Origin of the sequence: Tessaracoccus aquimaris, from assembly GCF_001997345.1 — a bacterium.
Taxonomy (GTDB): domain Bacteria; phylum Actinomycetota; class Actinomycetes; order Propionibacteriales; family Propionibacteriaceae; genus Arachnia; species Arachnia aquimaris.
In genome coordinates this window covers 215,106-233,555 of record NZ_CP019606.1, presented here as the reverse complement: position 1 = coordinate 233,555, position 18,450 = coordinate 215,106, and the positions used below count along the sequence as shown (strand labels likewise).

At 69.4% G+C, this 18,450-nt stretch carries 18 protein-coding genes and 1 pseudogene; 7 read left to right on the top strand and 12 right to left on the bottom strand.

Features of this window, described 5'->3' with window-relative positions:
- Nucleotides 1-132: 132 nt before the first annotated feature.
- The 8 genes from BW730_RS01050 to BW730_RS01015 form a co-directional block, all read right to left on the bottom strand.
- Nucleotides 133-705 (bottom strand): TlpA family protein disulfide reductase, encoded by a 573-nt coding sequence (locus tag BW730_RS01050; protein WP_077684688.1) that lies wholly within the window; start codon nucleotides 703-705, stop codon nucleotides 133-135.
- Nucleotides 698-1,597 (bottom strand): c-type cytochrome biogenesis protein CcsB, encoded by a 900-nt coding sequence (gene ccsB, locus BW730_RS01045; protein ID WP_077684687.1) that lies wholly within the window; start codon nucleotides 1,595-1,597, stop codon nucleotides 698-700. The genes BW730_RS01050 and ccsB overlap by 8 nt, the downstream gene beginning before the upstream one ends.
- Nucleotides 1,590-3,026 carry a cytochrome c biogenesis ResB family protein gene (locus BW730_RS01040; RefSeq protein ID WP_077684686.1) on the bottom strand — a complete coding sequence of 479 codons (1,437 nt, stop codon included), beginning with the start codon at nucleotides 3,024-3,026 and terminating at the stop codon, nucleotides 1,590-1,592. The genes ccsB and BW730_RS01040 overlap by 8 nt, the downstream gene beginning before the upstream one ends.
- A 9-nt stretch (nucleotides 3,027-3,035) precedes the next feature.
- Nucleotides 3,036-3,827, bottom strand: a complete 792-nt coding sequence (locus tag BW730_RS01035) for a tetratricopeptide repeat protein (protein ID WP_077684685.1) — start codon at nucleotides 3,825-3,827, stop codon at nucleotides 3,036-3,038.
- Nucleotides 3,817-5,220: an ammonia-forming cytochrome c nitrite reductase subunit c552 gene (locus tag BW730_RS01030; protein WP_226996963.1), complete on the bottom strand. Its 1,404-nt coding sequence runs from the start codon at nucleotides 5,218-5,220 to the stop codon at nucleotides 3,817-3,819. Before BW730_RS01030 ends, BW730_RS01035 begins: the two co-directional genes overlap by 11 nt.
- A gap of 109 nt (nucleotides 5,221-5,329) precedes the next feature.
- Nucleotides 5,330-5,725, bottom strand: a complete 396-nt coding sequence (nrfH, locus tag BW730_RS01025; protein ID WP_226996961.1) for a cytochrome c nitrite reductase small subunit — start codon at nucleotides 5,723-5,725, stop codon at nucleotides 5,330-5,332.
- Nucleotides 5,726-5,902: 177 nt separating this feature from the next.
- Nucleotides 5,903-6,586 carry a DUF6891 domain-containing protein gene (locus tag BW730_RS01020; protein ID WP_077684683.1) on the bottom strand — a complete coding sequence of 228 codons (684 nt, stop codon included), beginning with the start codon at nucleotides 6,584-6,586 and terminating at the stop codon, nucleotides 5,903-5,905.
- Nucleotides 6,587-6,807: 221 nt separating this feature from the next.
- Complete coding sequence (locus BW730_RS01015) at nucleotides 6,808-7,311, bottom strand: RIO1 family regulatory kinase/ATPase domain-containing protein (RefSeq protein WP_237268010.1); 504 nt, start codon at nucleotides 7,309-7,311, stop codon at nucleotides 6,808-6,810.
- 39 nt (nucleotides 7,312-7,350) lie between these two features.
- Here BW730_RS01015 and BW730_RS18920 point away from each other — a divergent pair, with 39 nt between their 5' ends.
- Nucleotides 7,351-7,647 (top strand): hypothetical protein, encoded by a 297-nt coding sequence (locus BW730_RS18920; protein WP_226996959.1) that lies wholly within the window; start codon nucleotides 7,351-7,353, stop codon nucleotides 7,645-7,647.
- A 186-nt stretch (nucleotides 7,648-7,833) separates the two neighbouring features.
- On the opposite strand, the gene BW730_RS01010 is transcribed toward BW730_RS18920, so the two are convergent.
- A complete protein-coding gene (locus BW730_RS01010) occupies nucleotides 7,834-8,802 on the bottom strand; it encodes an alpha/beta hydrolase (RefSeq protein WP_077684681.1) in 969 nt (322 codons plus the stop codon).
- A 3-nt stretch (nucleotides 8,803-8,805) separates the two neighbouring features.
- Nucleotides 8,806-9,032, bottom strand: a pseudogene (locus BW730_RS18730) (DUF3073 domain-containing protein).
- Nucleotides 9,033-9,334: 302 nt separating this feature from the next.
- Here BW730_RS18730 and BW730_RS01000 point away from each other — a divergent pair.
- Nucleotides 9,335-11,548, top strand: coding sequence for an NADP-dependent isocitrate dehydrogenase (locus BW730_RS01000; RefSeq protein ID WP_077684680.1), 2,214 nt, complete (start codon nucleotides 9,335-9,337; stop codon nucleotides 11,546-11,548).
- A gap of 71 nt (nucleotides 11,549-11,619) precedes the next feature.
- A complete protein-coding gene (locus BW730_RS00995) occupies nucleotides 11,620-13,785 on the top strand; it encodes a glycosyl hydrolase family 95 catalytic domain-containing protein (protein ID WP_077684679.1) in 2,166 nt (721 codons plus the stop codon).
- On the opposite strand, the gene BW730_RS19895 is transcribed toward BW730_RS00995, so the two are convergent.
- Nucleotides 13,775-14,191 (bottom strand): biliverdin-producing heme oxygenase, encoded by a 417-nt coding sequence (locus BW730_RS19895; RefSeq protein ID WP_158522443.1) that lies wholly within the window; start codon nucleotides 14,189-14,191, stop codon nucleotides 13,775-13,777. The genes BW730_RS00995 and BW730_RS19895 overlap by 11 nt on opposite strands.
- The gene (locus BW730_RS19890) at nucleotides 14,149-14,427 is read right to left on the bottom strand and encodes a biliverdin-producing heme oxygenase (protein WP_145952666.1); all 279 of its coding nucleotides are present in this window, start codon (nucleotides 14,425-14,427) and stop codon (nucleotides 14,149-14,151) included. Before BW730_RS19890 ends, BW730_RS19895 begins: the two co-directional genes overlap by 43 nt.
- Nucleotides 14,428-14,572: 145 nt before the next feature.
- On the opposite strand from BW730_RS19890, the gene BW730_RS00980 reads away from it, so the two are divergent.
- From BW730_RS00980 to BW730_RS18910, 4 genes are all read left to right on the top strand, one after another.
- Complete coding sequence (locus BW730_RS00980; RefSeq protein ID WP_077684676.1) at nucleotides 14,573-15,364, top strand: SDR family NAD(P)-dependent oxidoreductase; 792 nt, start codon at nucleotides 14,573-14,575, stop codon at nucleotides 15,362-15,364.
- The gene (locus BW730_RS18385) at nucleotides 15,361-15,858 is read left to right on the top strand and encodes a hypothetical protein (RefSeq protein ID WP_077684675.1); all 498 of its coding nucleotides are present in this window, start codon (nucleotides 15,361-15,363) and stop codon (nucleotides 15,856-15,858) included. The genes BW730_RS00980 and BW730_RS18385 overlap by 4 nt, the downstream gene beginning before the upstream one ends.
- Nucleotides 15,759-16,301, top strand: a complete 543-nt coding sequence (locus BW730_RS18380) for an AMP-binding protein (RefSeq protein WP_335340891.1) — start codon at nucleotides 15,759-15,761, stop codon at nucleotides 16,299-16,301. The genes BW730_RS18385 and BW730_RS18380 overlap by 100 nt, the downstream gene beginning before the upstream one ends.
- Before the next feature lie 303 nt (nucleotides 16,302-16,604).
- A complete protein-coding gene (locus tag BW730_RS18910; protein WP_226996952.1) occupies nucleotides 16,605-18,410 on the top strand; it encodes a glycoside hydrolase N-terminal domain-containing protein in 1,806 nt (601 codons plus the stop codon).
- The last annotated feature ends 40 nt before the right edge of the window (nucleotides 18,411-18,450 follow it).

Here is an 18,450-nt window from a genome sequence, read left to right as displayed (position 1 = left end):
GGCGACCGCAAGCCCGGGGAACGACGCTCGCAGAGCCTGTCGAAGCGTCCGCAACACGGGCATAGCTATCGGACCCTCGACAAGCTCGGGGAACGGCGACCGACAAGCTCGGGGAACGGCGTCGGGAACGCCTCAGCCCTGGGCGGCCGAGCCCGCGCCGATGGCCTCGAGTTGCTCGTCGATCTCCTCGGGCGACAGCGCGCCCTTCAGGACGGAGACGATGGTGCCATCGGCGTCGATGAAGTAGTGCGTCGGGACCGAGGTCGCCAGGTAGCTCAGCGAGATCTCGCCGATCGGGTCGGGGACGCTGCGGATGGTCAGCCCCAACCGCTCCGCGTAGTCGGCCACCAGGCGGCGATCCTCGCGCAGGTAGATGGCGACCACGTCGACGCGCTCCGAGGCCGCCTCCACGTCGGGCAGTTCGGCACGGCAGATGGAACACCACGTCGCCTGGAACAGCAGCCACACGGGCTTACCCCGGTACGCCTCGAGCGAGACCGGCTCCCCGTCGATGTCCAGCGCCTTGAACCCGGGCGCGGGCCCGCCGACCTTCGGTGCCTGGGCGACCGGCGTCGACGGCTCCCCCGCGGCGGAGGCGGGCCCTCCCTTGATCGCGTAGACCCCGGCGAGCACGACCGCGATCAGGACGACGAGACCGACGACGGCCAGCGCCCTGCTGCGCGAACGGACCAGCGACTCAGGCATAGGAGTGGAGGCCACCGAGGAAGTGGTTGCCGAAGTAGGCGAACAGCACGGTGGCGAACCCGATCACGAGCATCCACGCGGCCTTGCGGCCACGCCAGTCGCGCACCACACGCACGTGCAGGAAGGCCCCGTAGACGAGCCAGGTGACCAGCGCCGCGGTCTCCTTGGGGTCCCAGCCCCAGTAGCGACCCCATGCGGTGTTGGCCCACACCGAGCCGAGCACGATCATGATCGTCAGCAGCGGGAAGGTCATCACTGCGGCCCGGTAGCCGATGTCGTCGAGCACCTCGAGTCGCGGCAGCTTCACGCGCTTGATGACGGGGTGCAGCAGGTACAGCACCGCTGCACCGAAGGACACGCACGCGGCCCCGTAGGCGACGACCGCGAAGCTGACGTGCAGCGTCAGCATCAGGCTGTTCTGCAGCGCCGGGATCAGCGGCTTGACGCTCGTGTCGAGCGACATCCCGTAGACGAGCATCCCGCCAGCGACTAGCAGCACGATCAGCGTGATCAGCCGGATCCGGTAGCGCAGGTCGAAGAACAGGTTGACCAGGAGGACGCCCCACGCGAACGCGATCGCGAACTCGTGCTGGTTGGAGAACGGGCCGTGGCCCGTGTACGTCATCCGCACCACGATGTAGGCGGTCAGCAGCACGACGGCGGCGATCTGGAACGCGGCGACCCACCAGCCGAGCGAACTGCGACGCCCCGACTTTGCCTCGGTGGTCGCCTCGACGGTCTCGGCGGGCCCGTCTCCGACTGAGACGAGCGCCCGGGAACGGGTCTCGACCGCCGCGCCGCGCTTGCGCGTGACGAGCGCGAAGCAGCTGACCACGCCGAACAGCGTGATCACCGTTGCCGCTGTCACCAGGTATTCGGCCATCTCAAGCATCGATCAGCTCCTTGTCGTGCATCGCTTCTGCGGGGGGCTTCTCGTCCCCACCATCGTCGGAGGCGGGCGCGGTGGCGTCGATGCGCTCGATGAGCCCGCGGAAGTGCCGCTCGAAGGTCGTGTCGAGCTTCTCTGCGGAGGCGATCTGGATCAGCGAACCGTCGCCGTCGGGGGTGACGCGCACCCAGAGCCTGCGGTGGCGCGCCATGAAGGTCATGCACATGCCGAGCACCAGCAGCGTCGAGCCGACCCACATCCAGGCGGCACCGGGATCCTGCCGCGCGATGATGCCGGTGTAGCGCAACTCGCGTTCGAACGTCAGCGTCATGCCGCCGCCCTCCGCGGATTCGCCCTGTTCGACGGGGAGCACGTCGAGCTTCTCGTCGGTATCGACGTCGTAGAGCTCGAACACGGCGCTGCCCGGCGCGATGTTCGCGTCAGTCGCGCCCGAGGCTGGGGTGACAACCAGCACCTCGATGCCGGAGCCGCGAGGGATGATCTTGCCGATCGCATAGCGACCGTCGTTACTCTGCCACTTCAGCGGGACGGCGCCCTCAAAGACCGTCTCGCCGAGCCGCTCGATCCTCAGCCCCGCGGCGATGCCGTAGGAGGTCTGGTGGAAGGCGGTCCCGTCGACCCGCAGCGGCTCGTTGACGCGGACGTCCTGCTCCGCGACGACCTGCCCGTCCCGCTCGATCACCAGGTGGCTGACGTAGTCGGTGGGGCGGCCCATCTCGTCGTAGGAGTCCTTGAAGGACGTCGCCGTGACGGTGAGGCCGGTGCCGTGGCCGACCTCGACGCTCTGGCCGACGGCGACGTCGAGGGTGTCGTCGAAGCCGGTGAATGCGGAGATGCCGAACGCCGCGAGGATAACGACCATGGCGGCGTGCGCGATGGCCGTGCCGAACGGACCCCAGCGGAACCGGTCGGCGTACATGCCGACTGCCCCGTCGTCGAGCCTGTCGTCGGTCAGTTGGCGGTAGAACTTGCGGCGCAGTTCGGCGCCGACGTGGTCGAGGCCCGCCTGGGGCGTCATCGGCAACCGCAGGGAGGCGCGGTACTGGGCGCGCTCAAAGAACTTCTCGGTGACGTGCACCCGCGGCTTGGTCGCCCGCTTCCACAACTGCGGGAGGCGGTGCACGGTGCATGCGATGATCGACAGCCCGAGCAGGACCGTGACGCCGAGGAAGATCGGCGACGACCACAGGTTGAAGATGCCAAGCACGTCGAGCACCGCCGTCCACCCGCCGTAGCGCGGCTGCATGGAGGCGAGGAACGCCGCGTGCGCCGCGGGGTCGGCTGCCGAGCCGGGTGGCTCCTGGGTGATCAGGGTGCCGAGCAGCGCGAACACCGCCATCGCGAGGATGACGAGCGCGCCGAGCACCTTCGAGCGGAGGATCCGGTAGACCCAGGCTGCGAGCTCACGCATGATTGCTTCTCACTTCCCGGTCGGGGTCGGGCTCGGGCTTGCCGAGCCCATCGCGTCGAGCGCGTCGAGGTGCGAGACGACGGTTGCCGCGAGGTCGGAATCGGGGGCCACCTCGAGGACGGTGTCCCAGGCCGCCTTCGCCGCGGCCGCGTTGGGCGGCTCCTCGGCGAGGTGGATGAAGCCGAGGTTGTACCAGGCCTGAGCGTTACGGGCGTCGACCTCGGTCACCTTGGTCCACAGCTCCTCGGCACGTTCCTGGTTCCCGTTGTTGAAGTGCAGCACGCCGAGTTCGAGGTTGATGGCGACGTCGTCTGGCGCGTCGACGAGCTTTGCCTCGAGTTCGGCCATCCTGGCGGCACCGCCGTCGGTTGGCTGGCTCGTCGGGGCGGGCGCCTGACCCGCCGCCTGGTCGTCCTGCTGCGGCGGCAGCCCGATCCGGAAGATCCCGTAGACGAGCGCGGCCAGCAGCGCGAGCCCGATGACGGGCAGCGCGAGCCCGCTGCGCTTCTTCTGCGCCGCCACGGGCACCGGCGTCGGGACCTTGTCCATGGGTGTGTGCACCTTGGTGCGGCGCGGCTCGTCGTCATCCTCCCCCAGCTCGGCCAGCGCGAGGTCGGAGGCGGCAGGCGCCTTCTCCTGCGAGTCGTCGGCCCGCTCGGGGATCGAGTCCGGGCCTGCGTTCGCGTTCGCCTGGGCGAGCTGCTGTTCCGCCCACCCCCGAAGCTCCTCCGGAGCGGTGTTCAGGAACTCCGCGAGGGCCTCGGGGCTGGGTGAGTCAGATAGTGGGGTCTCAGCTTTCACGTTCCTCTGCTGCCTTCCTGTTTGCCTGCGAGATGTCGGAGGCCTCCAGCGAGGCCGGGTCGACACCCTGCAGCACGAGCTGCCCCTTGCGGGACGCGTCGAGCGAATCGGCGAGGATCCGCTGGATGTAGGCCGGAGCGTGGAACCCGTTGGAGTTCTCGGAGTAGACGTAGTCGAGGAAGAAGCTCGCCTTGTTCTGGAACTCGCGGGCCTGGTCGATCGCCTCGGCGGGGGTGCCGTCGGTCTGTGCCGTCTCGAGCGCCCGGATGAGCTGGACGAGCGAGTCGAACGCGCGGTCGCGGGTGCCGATGAACTGGTCCTGGATCCCGACGACGCGGTTGGTCATCTCCTCCTCGGTGGCGCGGTGGCACGTCATGCACGAGGCGTTGATGTTGAGCAGCGGCGACTGGATCTGGTGGTTGGTGATCTTCTTGGCGCCCTCTGCCTCGTACGGCATGTGGCAGTCGGCGCAGCTCACGCCGTTGTCGGCGTGGATGCCCTGGCTCCAGATGTCGAACTCGGGGTGCTGGGCCTTCACGATCTCGGCGCCGGTGGTGGCGTGCGTGAAGTCCTTGTGCCCGTCCTCCTGGTAGTACTCCCAGATGTCGTCGATGTTGAGGCCCTTGGTCCACGGGAACGTCAGTTCCTTGGTGTCCTTCTCGAAGTAGTACTCGACGTGGCACTGGGCGCACACGTAGCTGCGCATCTCCTGACGCGTTGCGTCGCGGTTGACGTCGAAGTCGGCGATGCCCTCGGCCTTCTTGGCCGCGGTGATGCCCTTCTCGAACGCTGGCCGAGTGATCCGCAGTTGCATCGTCTCGGGGTCGTGGCAGTCGATGCATGCGACCGGATGCTCGGCGAGTTGGGTCGCGTCGGCGTAGGTCATCTGGTTCATCTTCTGGAAGCCGGCCTCGCGGTCGCCGTTACCGAGTTCGTCCATGATCGTCACGGTCGACGCGTGGCAGTTCAGGCACGCGCCGGGCTGCTTGAAGTCGAGCACGCGCAGCGTGAAGCGCTGGTCCTCGAGCATGAAGGCGTGGCCGCGGGCATGGCGGTAGTCGACGGAGAACGGGTAGCCGGCCCACATGTCCTTCAGCCGCGGATCCTCCTCGATCCGGCTGGTCGACACGATGGTGCGCGGGTCGGTCTCGGTCGCGGTGCGCTCCTCCTTGACGGAGCCCGCGTGGACGGTGGGCGTCATCTCCTTGGTGCGCAGGTACGACTCGTACTGCGCGGGGAAGTTCTGGCCCCAGACCGCGGGGTCGGCGATGGTGTCGTCGAGGTCGACCACCTTCGTGAAGGAGTCCCCTGCCTCCCCCTGGCGCTGGATGATGTTCGCAAGCAGGGCCGTGATGCCCGCCGTCACCACCGCGGTGGCGACGATGGCCGCCACGATGATGCCGAGCCTGCGTCCGCCGCCCCCCTTCTTGGGGGCCGGAGCCTGCTCGGGTGCAGTGCTGTCTTCTGGCTGCGTCTGGGGGCGTCGCTATCCGCCATGTCCCTCACCTTTTCCTGTGACCGACGTCGGAGTGGCATGCGGTGCAGTCGACCTGCTCGCTGCCTCTTGTCATTCGTATATCGCTGGTGAACTCGGAGTGACAGTAGAGGCACGCCTCATTGGTCACGGCCCGGTTGGAATCACGGATCTCGATGTTCTCGGGGTACTGGCCGGTGGTGAACTTCAGCCCGTGCCAGAACCCGTTGTCTGCCTTCACGAGGTACTTGGAGATGATGTTGTCGTGCGGCGCGTGGCAGTCGTTGCACGTCGCGACGTTGGAGTGGCTCCCCGCAAGCCATGCGTCGTAATGGCCTTCCATCACGTGGCAGTTGGCGCAGGTCGCCGGGTCGTTGCCGAGGTAGGAAATACCCCGCGCGTAGACGAAGGTGAAGAGGCCCACGCCGATGAGCGACCCACGACGAAGACACCCGCCGCGATGAGTAGGTTCTTCTTCGATATGCGGGACAACATGCGCTTGAGCCGTGCCATCTCTCCTCCTACGACGCATAGTAGTAGAGAGGGTGATGGTGGCTCAGCCGACCCCTCGATTAGCCGGGAAATTCGGCCAAAGGGTCAGTCAGACGCTGCTGAAGCGCTCGACGTTGCGCAGCAGGATGCGGGTCGCGAGGTCGCCGTCCCAGACCACCTCGACGCCGTGACGCTCGAGCACCGGGATCGCCTCGCGCATCAGTTCGACGGTGGTCCGCTCGTACATCGACTCCTTGTCGGCGTCGCTCATCGGTTCCCATTCCTCGAAGGGGATGTAGGCGTCAAGGAAGGTGCCGTAGTTGAGGTAGGTCGTGCCGGAACTGGCGATGCTGTCGGTGTCCTGCTGGTGGTAGGCGAGGTAGCCGCGCCAGGTGCGCGACTCGTCGCGCTCGTCGAAGATCTCGGCGCTCAGGCAGGTCCCGCAGCAGGTGAAGTCCTCCCGCCCGAGGATGCCGATCCCCGCCAACTCCTCGAAGGCCTCTGAGAGCGCCGACGTCGGCGCGCCCCCCAAATCGGCCTGCTGCTCGCGTCGACGGGCAACGACGTCGGAGACGAAGGCCTCCACCTGATCCTCGGTGAGCCCGCCCTGATCGGGGTGATCCTCACTGACGAGGTAGTCCTCGAGGCGCCACAGGTAGGAATCGATCTCGGTCTCGCCGCGCAGCACGGTCCCCCACACGATCCGTTCAACCTCGCGACTCTCCTCCGCATCGAGGTTCCAGTCGGCGGGGGCGGCGTAGCCATCGAACGGCACGTTCCAGGGATGCGTCATGGCCGCAAGTCTGTCAGTGGACCGGGGCATCTCAGGCCGCCGACGGCGACGGGTTTCGGACCCCTCGACAAGCTCGGGGAACGGGACCGCTCGGGGAACGGGACGGCTCGGGGAACGGGACGACTCGGGGAACGATCGAATCCTGAGCCCCGCACGCCCCCAGCACGTGACAGTTCGCGCCGGGGGCGTCGAGGGCCGTGCCGCGATCGGCCTCGGACGGCTCAGTACAGCACCGCCACCGCCTCGGCGAAGAGCGACTCGGCATCCGCCTGGGCTCGACGGGCGGCGAACCAGGTGGCGACGTTGACGATGTCCCTTCGCAGGTAGTCGAAGCCGTCGGGGTTGACCACGACGTCGACGAGTTGCGGCAGGTCGATCACGACGAGCTGACCGTGCGGCGAGCCGTCCACACCGGGGGCAACCAGCAGGTTGTACGGCGACAGGTCTCCATGGGTGTGACCGGTCGCCGCGAGGGCCAGGACGATCTCCCGGAACTGTCGCCACAACGTGTCCAGCGCCTCGGGGTCGGGGCGAACCTGGGCGAGCCGCGGCGCCGCGTTGCCCTCACCGTCGTCGATGAACTCCATCAGCAGTTCGTTCGAGTCGAAGCTGACCGGAAACGGGACCCGGACCGGGGACGGCTGCAACTGCACGAGTGCGCCCCACTCGGCGCGCGCCCACATCCCCGCGACGACGGTGCGGCCGAACGCGGTGCGGTTCGCGATCGCCCGCTGTTCGCGCGACTTCTTGTGACGACGCCCCGCTTGATAGCCATCGTCGCGGCGGAAAAGTCGGTGCTCGATCGATCGGTAGCGCTTGGCTGCGAGGAGGCAGGATCTGCCGTCAGGGCCGACCCGTTCGACAAGGTGGACGTCTGCCTCCTTGCCCGTCTTGAGGACGCCGAGGTCGGTGTCGAAGGCGTCGCCGCTGGTGATCAGCCAGTCGGGCCATGGTGCTGGGCCGCGGACGAGGCCGGGCTCGTCCCAGGTGGTCCACCTGTCGCCGCCGGGTGGGGCGCGACGGACACGTCCCAGACGGGGGTGGAGCGGTTGGTGTTGTAGTGGTGGTTCTCGGGCTCAGGCCACTGCGCCTGCGAGTGTGTCGAGGACACGGAAACTCCAGAAGGTCGAAGAGGATGCCGCCTCAAAGCGGCTGGAAATGGAACGCGCACGGGCGTCGACAAGGATCATCGCTCGACCTCCTCTCCGTAACTCTCGGTGGACCTCAGCGTCCACACGGCGATGCTATCAGGACGCGTACGCGCCGAGGAAGCGGCGGTACTGGTCGAAGACCCGGGCCCGCACCTCGGGGCGCGAGAGGACCAGGTCGTGCAAGCCGTCGGTGATCCGGGCCAGGACGACCAGGTTGCCGAGCCGAGTGGCGCGCTCGGCGATCCGGTCGACATCGAGGACCGTGTCAGCGCTCAGCATGTCGTCCTCCCAACCTCGGTGGAAGTTGGTGCGGGTCGAGGTCGCCAGGAGCACCGGGCAGTCGATGTGCAGCCCGGCCGCGACACGTGCGTGGCCCTGCATGATGGCCGAGAGCCAGCCGATCCGGACGTGGAACGCGGGATCGCCCTTCAGGTTGTGGTTGTACACCCACTCGCCGTCCTGGTCCGCGGCGATGGAGCGGCGGTAGAAGCCGTTGTCCGCCATCGGGACGACCGTCGTCGGAGCGACCGCGCCTGCCGCGCTGAACATCGGCTGCGCCGTCGGGCGGAGCATCGGGTTGGCCTGCAGTTCGAGCCACGGAGAGTTGAGGATCACCGCGGCGAACGTCTCCGGTCGCTCGTTGGCGTACAGGGCGCCGATCAGCCCGCCCGTCGAGTGGGCCATCAGGACGATCTCGTCGTGCCCGTCCGAACGGACCACCTCCAGGGCCGCGTCGAGTTCGACGAAATAGTCGTCGAGTCTCGACACGTAGCCCGCCAACTGCTTCGGACGCAGGGAGCGGCCGTAGCGGCGCAGGTCGATGGCGTAGAAGTCGTACCCGAGCGCGTCCATCTCGTCGCCGAGATGCGACTGGAAGAAGTAGTCGCTCCACCCGTGCACGTAGAACACGGCCCGTGACCTGCTTGGCGCCACCCGGCGCACCAGCGTCGCCACCAGCGTTTGCTCGGGTTCGAGTGCGTAGGTCGGTTCGTCGGGCAGTTCGATCGTGAACTGCTCGTAACCGTCAAGCTCCGAGTCGGGCGCCCACTCAGGCACGTGCGTCACGGGTCACGACGAGCGGCGCTCGTCGCCTGCATCGTCAGTGCCGTACTCGTCGTCGTAGTCCGCGTACTCCTCGGCCATGTCGGCATAGGAATCGGGATCTCACCGACGTCCGTGACACTCTCAGCGCCTCGGAGCTCTCGCTCCAATGACGCAAAATCGGTGTCTATCGAGCGATACTTCAGATCGCGAGCCACCTTGGTCTGCTTCGCCTTTGCACGGCCGCGCCCCATATCGGGTCGACCCCCTTGCCTTGTCCCTCGCGGACTTGCCGCGGAATCTGTCACTAACTCGTGGGTACAGGCTACCCAATCCGGCGTGTTAGTCCAAAGAACGCACGCCGTGGCGCGGCGTGCGTTCGCTCACAACCGAACCCACGTCGCCGTCGGCGTATCGGGCGGGACCCACGAGCCCGCGGCCACAGCCTATCGGGCCCCGCCGTCCGCCTAGCGGGACCCTGATTGGCGAGTCTGCGGGGTACCTGGCACGCCGGTAAGCTGTGCGGCAATCCACCACTCAGGAGTCGAAAACGAAAATGGGCAAGATCATCTACACCCTCACCGATGAGGCCCCCCTGCTCGCCACCTTCTCGTTCCTTCCGATCATCAACGCCTTCGCCGGCAAGGCGGGCGTCGAGGTCGAGACCCGCGACATTTCGCTTGCGGGCCGGATCTTGGCCCAGTTCGCCGATGTGCTCCCCGAGGAGCAGCGCGTCCCCGACGCGCTGACCGAGCTGGGCGAGCTCGCGAAGACCCCCGAGGCCAACATCATCAAGCTGCCCAACATCTCGGCATCCGTGCCGCAACTCAAGGCCGCGGTCGCCGAACTGCAGGCGCAGGGCTTCGCGATCCCGGACTACCCGGAGGACCCGTCGACCGACGAGGAGCGCGAGACCCGCGCCCGCTACGACCGCGTCAAGGGCTCAGCGGTCAACCCGGTGCTGCGCGAGGGCAACTCCGACCGCCGCGCGCCCGAGTCGGTCAAGAGCTACGCGCGCAAGAACCCGCACCGGATGGGCGCCTGGACGGGCGACTCCAAGACCTCGGTCGCCACGATGTCTGCCGACGACTTCCGCCACAACGAGCAGTCGGTCGTGCTGCCCGCTGACGACGTCCTGAGCATCGTCTTCACGGGCGCCGACGGCTCGGAGCGGACCCTCAAGGACGCGCTCCCTGTCAAGGCTGGCGAGGTCGTCGACGCGACGGTGCTGCGCGCCGCGGCGCTCGACGCGTTCCTCGCCGAGCAGGTCAGGGCCGCCAAGGAGTCGGGCGTGCTGTTCTCGGTTCACCTGAAGGCCACGATGATGAAGGTCTCCGACCCGATCATCTTCGGCCACGTCATCAAGGCCTTCTTCCCGGAGGTCTTCGCGGCCTACGGCGACGACCTGGCCGCCGCGGGGCTCTCCGCGAACGACGGCCTCGGCGCGATCCTCGGGGGCCTCGACGCCCTCCCCAACGGCGCCGAGATCCGGGCGGCCTTCGACAAGGGCCTGGCCGACGGCCCAGCGCTTGCGATGGTCAACTCGGACAAGGGGATCACGAACCTGCACGTGCCCTCCGACGTGATCGTCGACGCCTCGATGCCCGCCATGATCCGCCAGTCGGGCCACATGTGGGGCCCCGACGGCGCGGAGGCGGACACGCTCGCCGTGATCCCCGACTCGTCCTACGCCGGCGTCTACCAGGCGGTGGTCGAGGACTGCATCGCCAACGGCGCCTTCGACCCGCGCACGATGGGCACCGTCCCCAACGTGGGCCTGATGGCGCAGAAGGCTGAGGAGTACGGCTCGCACGACAAGACCTTCGAACTCGACGCCGACGGTATCGTCGAGGTCCGCAACGCGGCTGGCGAGGTCCTGATGAGCCACGACGTGCACGCCGGCGACATCTGGCGCGCCTGCCAGACGAAGGACGCCCCGATCCAGGACTGGGTCAAGCTCGCCGTCGGGCGCGCCCGCGCCACGGGATGGCCCGCCGTGTTCTGGCTCGACCCCGAGCGCGCACACGACCGCAACCTGATCGAGAAGGTGCGCACCTACCTGGCCGACCACGACACCGAGGGTCTCGACATCCAGATCCTGAGCCCGGTCGAGGCGACCAAGCTGTCGGTCGAGCGGATCCGACGCGGGGAGAACACGATCTCCGTGACCGGCAACGTGCTGCGCGACTACCTCACGGACCTTTTCCCGATCCTCGAGCTTGGCACCTCCGCCAAGATGCTGTCGGTCGTCCCCCTGATGGCGGGTGGCGGCCTGTTCGAGACCGGCGCGGGCGGCTCGGCCCCCAAGCACGTCCAGCAGTTGGTGGAGGAGGACTACCTGCGCTGGGACTCGCTCGGCGAGTTCCTGGCGCTCGCCGCGTCCTTCGAGCACCTGGCCCAGACCGAGGGCAACGACCGCGCCGCGATCCTGGCGGCGACGCTTGACCGCGCCACCGGCACGTTCCTCGACACGGACAAGTCCCCGACCCGCAGGCTCGGCGGCATCGACAACCGCGGCTCGCACTACTACCTCGCCAAGTACTGGGCAGAGGAGTTGGCGGCGCAGACCGAGGACGCCGAACTGGCGGCGATCTTCGCGCCGGTCGCCGAGTCGCTCGGGGCCGACGAGGACGCGATCGTCGCCGAACTGCTCGGCGTGCAGGGCAAGCCCGCCGACATCGGCGGCTACTTCCGCCCCGACCAGGCCAAGACGGCGGCCGTGATGCGGCCGTCGGCGACGCTGAACCAGATCGTCGACGCGCTCGCCTGATCGACCCTGGAAGGCCCGGCGACCCAAGCGGACGCCGGGCCTTCTTCTGCCCTAGAACCGAAGGTCGCACCATGTTCCAGCCCTCCGCTCCCCGCACCTCGGCCCGCACGCTCTGGTACGAGGCGCCCGCGCTCGCCTGGGACTCCCAGGCGTTGCCGATCGGCAACGGGAGGCTCGGCGCGATGATGTTCGGCGGCGTCGGCGTCGAAGTGATCCAGTTCAACGAACAGAGCCTGTGGAGCGGGGTCGCCGACTACGACAACGCCTCCGCGGGCCTGGCTGACGACGGCTACGACACGGGCGAACTCGGCTTCGGCTCGTACCAGAACTTCGGAACGCTGACCCTCACGTTCGACGGCGCCGCCGACGCGGCCGACTACCGGCGCGCGCTCGACCTGGACACGGGGCTGCACTCGACCTACGCCGTCGTCTCCGGGGCCGCCCGGCTCGGCGAGGCGTTCGCCTCGCGCGACGCCGACGTCGTGGCGGTGCGGTACCGCTCCGGGGCTCCGTTCGGCGTCACGCTGCGCCTCGACTCCGCGCAGGACGGCGCTCCGACGACGGCGACGCCAGGGCGACTGGCCTTCCAGGGGGCGCTCGCCAACGGGATGCGGCACGCGGCAGAGGTGCGCGTCGCCTCCGACGGCACGCTCACTGTCGACGGCGACCTGCTGAGGGTCGCCGACGCCACCGACCTGGTGCTGCTGCTCGACGCCCGCACCGACTACGCCATGGACCGTGCCGCGGGGTGGCGTGGCACCGACCCGCTGCCCGTGCTCGCCGCCTCGCTCGACGCGGCGTCCGCCCGAGGATGGGACGACGTCCGTAAGGCGAGCGCGGCCGACCTGGCCGACCTGCTCGGCACCGTCTCCGTCGACTGGGGATCGACCTCACCCGCGGTCGGCGACCTGCCCACCGACCGCAGGCTCGCCAGGTACCGCGACGGCGCCGCCGACCCCGAACTCGAGCAGGTGCTGTTTCACTACGGGCGCTACCTGCTGGCGTCCTCCTCGCGGCCCGGCGGGCTGCCCGCCAACCTGCAGGGGTTGTGGAACGACTCCAACACCCCGACGTGGGCGAGCGACTACCACACCAACATCAACATCCAGATGAACTACTGGGGAGCCGAGGTCACCGGCCTGTCCGGCAGCCACCGGGGCCTGATCGACTTCGTCGCCGCCATGGCGCCGTCGTGCCGCGATGCAACCCTTGCCGCGTTCGGGCCGGTGCGCGGGTGGACGGCCCGCACCTCACAGAGCCCGCTCGGCGGCAACGCGTGGGAGTGGAACACCATCTCGAGCGCGTGGTACATGAACCACGTCTACGAACACTGGGCCTTCGGCCGAGACGACGGGTACCTGCGCGGGGTCGCCCTGCCGCTGGTGCGGGAGGTCTGCGAGTTCTGGGAGGACCGCCTGAAGGCCCTTCCCGACGGCACCCTGGTCGCGCCGGAGGGATGGTCGCCGGAGCACGGGCCCCGCGAGGACGGCGTGATGCACGACCAGCAGATCGTCTGGGACCTGTTCCAGAACTACCTCGACCTGTCTGCCGCCGCTGGCGGCGAGGACCCGTACCGGGAGCGCGTCGCCGACCTTCAGGCGCGGCTCGCCCCGAACCGGATCGGCTCGTGGGGGCAGTTGCAGGAATGGCAGTCCGACCGCGACGATCCGGCCGACCTGCACCGCCACACCTCGCACCTGTTCGCCGTCTATCCCGGGCGTCAGATCACCCCGGCGACAACGGATCTCGCGGAGGCGGCGCTGACGTCGCTGGTGGCCCGCTGCGGCGCGCCCGACGGGTCGGTCACCGAGGACACCGTCGCGGGCGACTCGCGCCGATCGTGGACGTGGCCGTGGCGGGCGGCGCTGTTCGCGCGTCTCGGCGATGGGGAGCGCGCCCACGCGATGCTGCGCGGGCTGCTGAAGTTCTCCACGCTGGAGAACCTGTGGGCCGTGCATCCACCGTTCCAACTCGACGGCAACTTCGGGATCACGGGGGCCCTGGCCGAACTCCTGTTGCAGAGCCACGACGGCGTCGTGCGCCTGATCCCGGCGCTGCCAGGGGCGTGGGCCGAGGCCGGATCATTCCGGGGCCTCCGCGCGCGCGGTGGGCTGCGGGTGAGTGCGCGCTGGCGCGACGGCGTCGTCGAGTGGTTCGAGGTGGTGGCCGACCGACCGGGTTCGCTCTCGGAGGTCGACGTGATCGTCAACGGCGAGCGGCGCCGCGTCAGTCTCTGAGGGACTCCAGTTCCTCGAAGAGCGCCTGGTTGCAGCGGAAGGCCACGACGGCCTCCTCCACCGCCGCGTCGGACTCCTCGTCACTCAACGGCGCGCCGTCGAGCAGTTCGCGGTAGCGGTCCTTGCAAGGCTTCACCTTCTCGATGCCCTCGAACTGGTAGAAGGAGATGCCCGGCTGCCCCGACTCGATCCCGAGCGCGCGGCCGAAGATCGAGCCGAGCGCCTGGCCGCCGGACAGGTCGCCAAGGTAGCGGGTGTAGTGGTGGGCCAGCAGTCGCGCGGGCTGGTCCGCGACGTCGCGGATCCGCTCGGCGTAGGCGATGGCCGCCGGAAGCAGCGGCACCTCGGCCTCGCCGTCGGCGCTCAGCGCGGCCAGGTCGACGCGGAGCGCCTCGAGGCGCTCCAACTCGGGCGCGTGGACGCCCGCGAAGTGCGGTTCGTCGGCCAGCGCGCGCGATGCCCCTCGAGCGCCTCGTAGACGGCGACCAACTGCCGGGTCAGGCCCCGCAGGTCGTCGCGGTCGACGTCACCCTTGATGAGACGCGCCATCAGCGGGGTCTGCTCCGCCTCCTCGTGGACGGTGCGCGTCTCCTCGCGCAGGCGGGCTGCGAGTGCGGTGCGGTTCTGAACGCCGGCGGTCATCGCGACCACGTCCTCTCGTCGTATATTTGGTAAGGATTGCCTCACCTAATTGAGCTCCAGTGTGACACATGCAGGGACACCCTGTCTCCTTGATGGGGTACACGGTGTCGCTATCTGAGACCGGGGCGCCAGATAGCCTCTCCCCATGAACCGGAAACAGCCCCCTGACCTCGACGGGAAGGTCGTGGTCGTGACGGGTGCCAGTTCGGGAATTGGCCGCGCCTTCGTCGAACGCGCAGCCTGCCCGGGGGCGAGGTTCGTGCTCCTGGCACGGCGACGCGACCTGCTGGACTCACTTGCCGAGGAGGTCCGCGGGCGCGGCGGGGTGGCGCTCGTGCAGAGCGTCGACCTGCGCGACGCCGACGCTGCGCGGGCGGCCGCCGACCGCTCGCTCGGCGAGTTCGGCCCGCCGGACATCGTGGTGGCCAACGCGGGACTGTCGATCGCCCGCTCGGTCGCCGCGACCGCCGCGCGGCCCGACTCGATCACGCGCAGCGCCGCCGTCAACTTCGTCGGGCCCGTCGCACATGCCCTCCCCCTCGTCGAGGCGATGCGCGAGCGCGGCGCGGGCCACCTGATCGGCTCCTCGACGACGAACGCGCGCCTGACGATCCCCGGCTGGGGCCCTTACGTCGCCTCGAAGTCCGCGTGGGACGCCTGGCTGCGCACCGCGGCCGCCGAACTGGCGCCGCGCGGGGTGGCCGTGACGATCCTCGCCTTCCCCCTCGTCGCGACGGACATGGCGCGACCAACGCTGGCCGGCCGCCGCGCCATGCGCGCGGAGGACGCGGCCGACTGGATCGCCGAGGCGATCCGTTCGAGGCGCCCCCGGATCGCGCCATGGTGGCTGCGGCCGGCGGAGGTCGCCCACGCCGTCGCCCCGACGGCGCTCGCCCGCGCGATCGGGCGATCCTCTGAGCGCCTGTCGCAGCCATGAGCGAGGCGCGCGGCGGTTGGTCGCCCGCCCTGCTTGCCGCCGCCCGGATCGCGGTCGGCGCCGCCACCGCGCCGCCGTCGGCCCCCGCGTGGACCGACGCACGCGGCACGCTGACCCGCGCCGGCCTCGCCCGACGCGTGCGGGCCACGGCACGCGCTCTCCCGCCAGGCCCGGTCGTGGTGTGCTCCGAGGATCAACGCGCCGTCGCCGTCGAGTCGCTCGCAGGGCTGCTGGCGCGCCGCTCGGTGCGGATCGTGCCGCCGTCGGCGGGCGCGACCGCCCTCGAGTCGGCCAGGCGGTCGAGGGCAGGCCGCGGTGTCTCGTTCTTCACCTCCGGCTCGACGGGCGACCCGACGCTGCGCCACACCAGGCGCGGCCCCTCGCCACGGCCCAACTGGTCTCGCCTCTGGGGCTGCTGCCGCTGCCCCGCCATCCGAGCGTCGGGTGCCTCTCCCCCGTCGACCACGGCCACGGCTGGAGCGCTCTGTTGCTGACCCTGCTGCTGGGCGGCCACTTCCTCTCGGCCACCGACGGCGCCGCGCCGATCCGGGCAGCGGGCCGCGTCGACCTCCTCACCGGGGTGCCGCTGCTGCTGCGCGAGTTCGCCTCGGCCGCGACCCGACCGAGGATCGGGCTGGTGCTGAGCGGGTCCGACCGGCTCGACGGCGCGGACGACCTGGCCGCGAGGCTCGGCGCCCCCGTCTACGACGCGTACGGCTCGACGGAGGCGGGCACCCTCTGCCTCGCCTCACCTGAGGATCGGCGCCGCTCCCCGGCACCGTCGGCAGGCCCCTCTCGGGGGTGCGGGTCCGCGAGCGCGACGGGGTTCTCGAGGCCCGCTCCCCGATGCTCGGCGACACCGTGTTCCGGGGCGACCGTGGCACCATCCGCGACGGACTCGTGCACGTCTCCGGACGGGCGGACCGGAGCGTCGTGACGGGGGCGTCGTCACCGACCCGGCCCGGCTTCGAGACGCACTCCTGGCCGTCGAGGGTGTCGAGTCGGTCGACCTCGAGGCCGTCGGCGACCGGCGCTTCGGGTCGCGGCAGGCCGCAACCCTGCGAACGCGCTCTCCCCTCGACCCCGACGACATCCGAGCCCGGATCCGGGCGGAACTCGGCTCCGCCGCCACCCCCGTCACGATCAGGATCGTCCGGATCGACCCCTGAGCGGTCGACAAAAGCACGACAAATTACCGCGACCGAGCAATGCCGCCTCGACACGCGGTCGACAAGGCTTTATGGCCGATCGTCCGAAAAAACACAGACACCGTTCTCAACAAAATGATCGATTGCTAACGTTAACTGCTAGCGCTAACATTGCCGTCGACACCGTCGATGGTCCCCCGAGTGAGCAGAGTCGCCCCACCAAGGAGGAGCCCCATGCAGGGTCCAACAATTTCCCGACGCCACGCACTTCAGTTCGGCGGTGCGGCAGCAGCCGCCACCACGCTGCCCCAGTTCCTTGCCGCCCGACCGGCCTCGGCCGACAAGCCGAGGCCCACCCCAACCTCACACTCGACCGGCACCATCCCCCGCCCGGTCGTCTCCCCAGGTCGCTGTGGTACGCGATCCCCGCCTCCGACTGGGAGAAGCAGGCGCTGCCCATCGGCAACGGACGCCTCGGCGCCATGCTCTTCGGCCATCCCGATCAGGAGACGGTGCAGTTCAACGAGCAGAGCCTGTGGGGCGGCCTCAACAACTGGGACGGCGACTACGACACCGGCGTCACCGGCTTCGGGTCGTACCGCAACTTCGGGTCGCTCTCGCTGTCCTTCACGGGGCGACCGGAGGTCACCTCGCCCGGCGGCCCCTACGAGGTCTCCAACAACGAGACCGTCGAGCGGTCCTACGACGGCTCCTCCAGCACCAAGTGGTGCCTGATCGGCCCACCGGCCCACGTGTTCTGGCAGGCCAAGCTGCCCTCCCCCACCGTCGTGACGTCGTACTCCATCACGTCGGCCAATGACGTGCCCGCCCGCGACCCGCAGGACTGGGTCTTCGAGGGCTCCAACGACGGCACCACCTGGACGCCGCTTGACTCGCGCTCCATCGCGCCGTTCGAGCAGCGCCAGCAGACCAAGACCTTCGAGTTCAGCAACTCGACGGCCTACCGCTACTACCGCTTCGACATCTCGCCCAAGCCCGGCGTCAGTCACTTCCAGCTCTCCGAGATCTCACTGGGCGGCGTCAGCCTGGCCGACGGCGACACGCTGTTCGTCTCGTCGCCGTCGGGGCACGCCGACTCGCTGGTCGGCAGCATCGACAACTCGACCGGGACGGTGTGGTCGGCCAAGGGCCGCCCCGTGTGGCAGGCGCAGTTCGGCGCGGCCCGCCGGATCACGGGCTACTCCGTCACCAGCGGCACAGGCTCGGCGGCCAAGGACCCGACTGCGTGGACCTTCTCCGGCTCGAACGACGCCCTGACCTGGACCGAACTCGACGCCGCGAGCGGCGTGTCCTTTCCTGGTCGGGGCGCCGAGGTGGCGCGGACCCTGACGTCGCCCGCGCAGTTCGCCTACTACCGTCTCACCTTCGAGGCGGGCGCCCGGATCGAGGTCGGCGGCATCGCGCTGCTCGCCCCCGGGTACAGCACCCGTTCGCAGTCGATCGTGGTCGACTACCGGCGCGCGCTCGATCTGCCGAGCGGCGTGCACACCACCCACTTCGCGACGTCAAACGGCACCGTGCTGCGGGAATCGTTCGCCTCGCGGGACGCCGACGTGATCGCGCTGCGCTACACGACCGACCAGCCCGGCGGCATGACCACGACGCTGCGGCTCACCTCGGCTCAGGACAACGCGCCGACGGTGGCCGACGCCGCCAAGGGCCGGATCAGCTTCGCGGGCACCATGGCCAACAAGCTGAGCCACTCCGCCGCGATCGACATCGACACGGACGGCACCATCACAGAGAGCAGCGGTGCCCTCGTCATCGCGGGCGCGACCCGCATCCTGCTGTTGCTCGACGCCCGCACCGACTACAAGCTCTCCGCGGCCGACGGTGGCGCGGCAAGGCCCCGAAGCCACAGGTCGACGCGACGCTGAAGGCCGCGTCCAGGCTCGGGTACGCCAGGCTGCGTAAGGA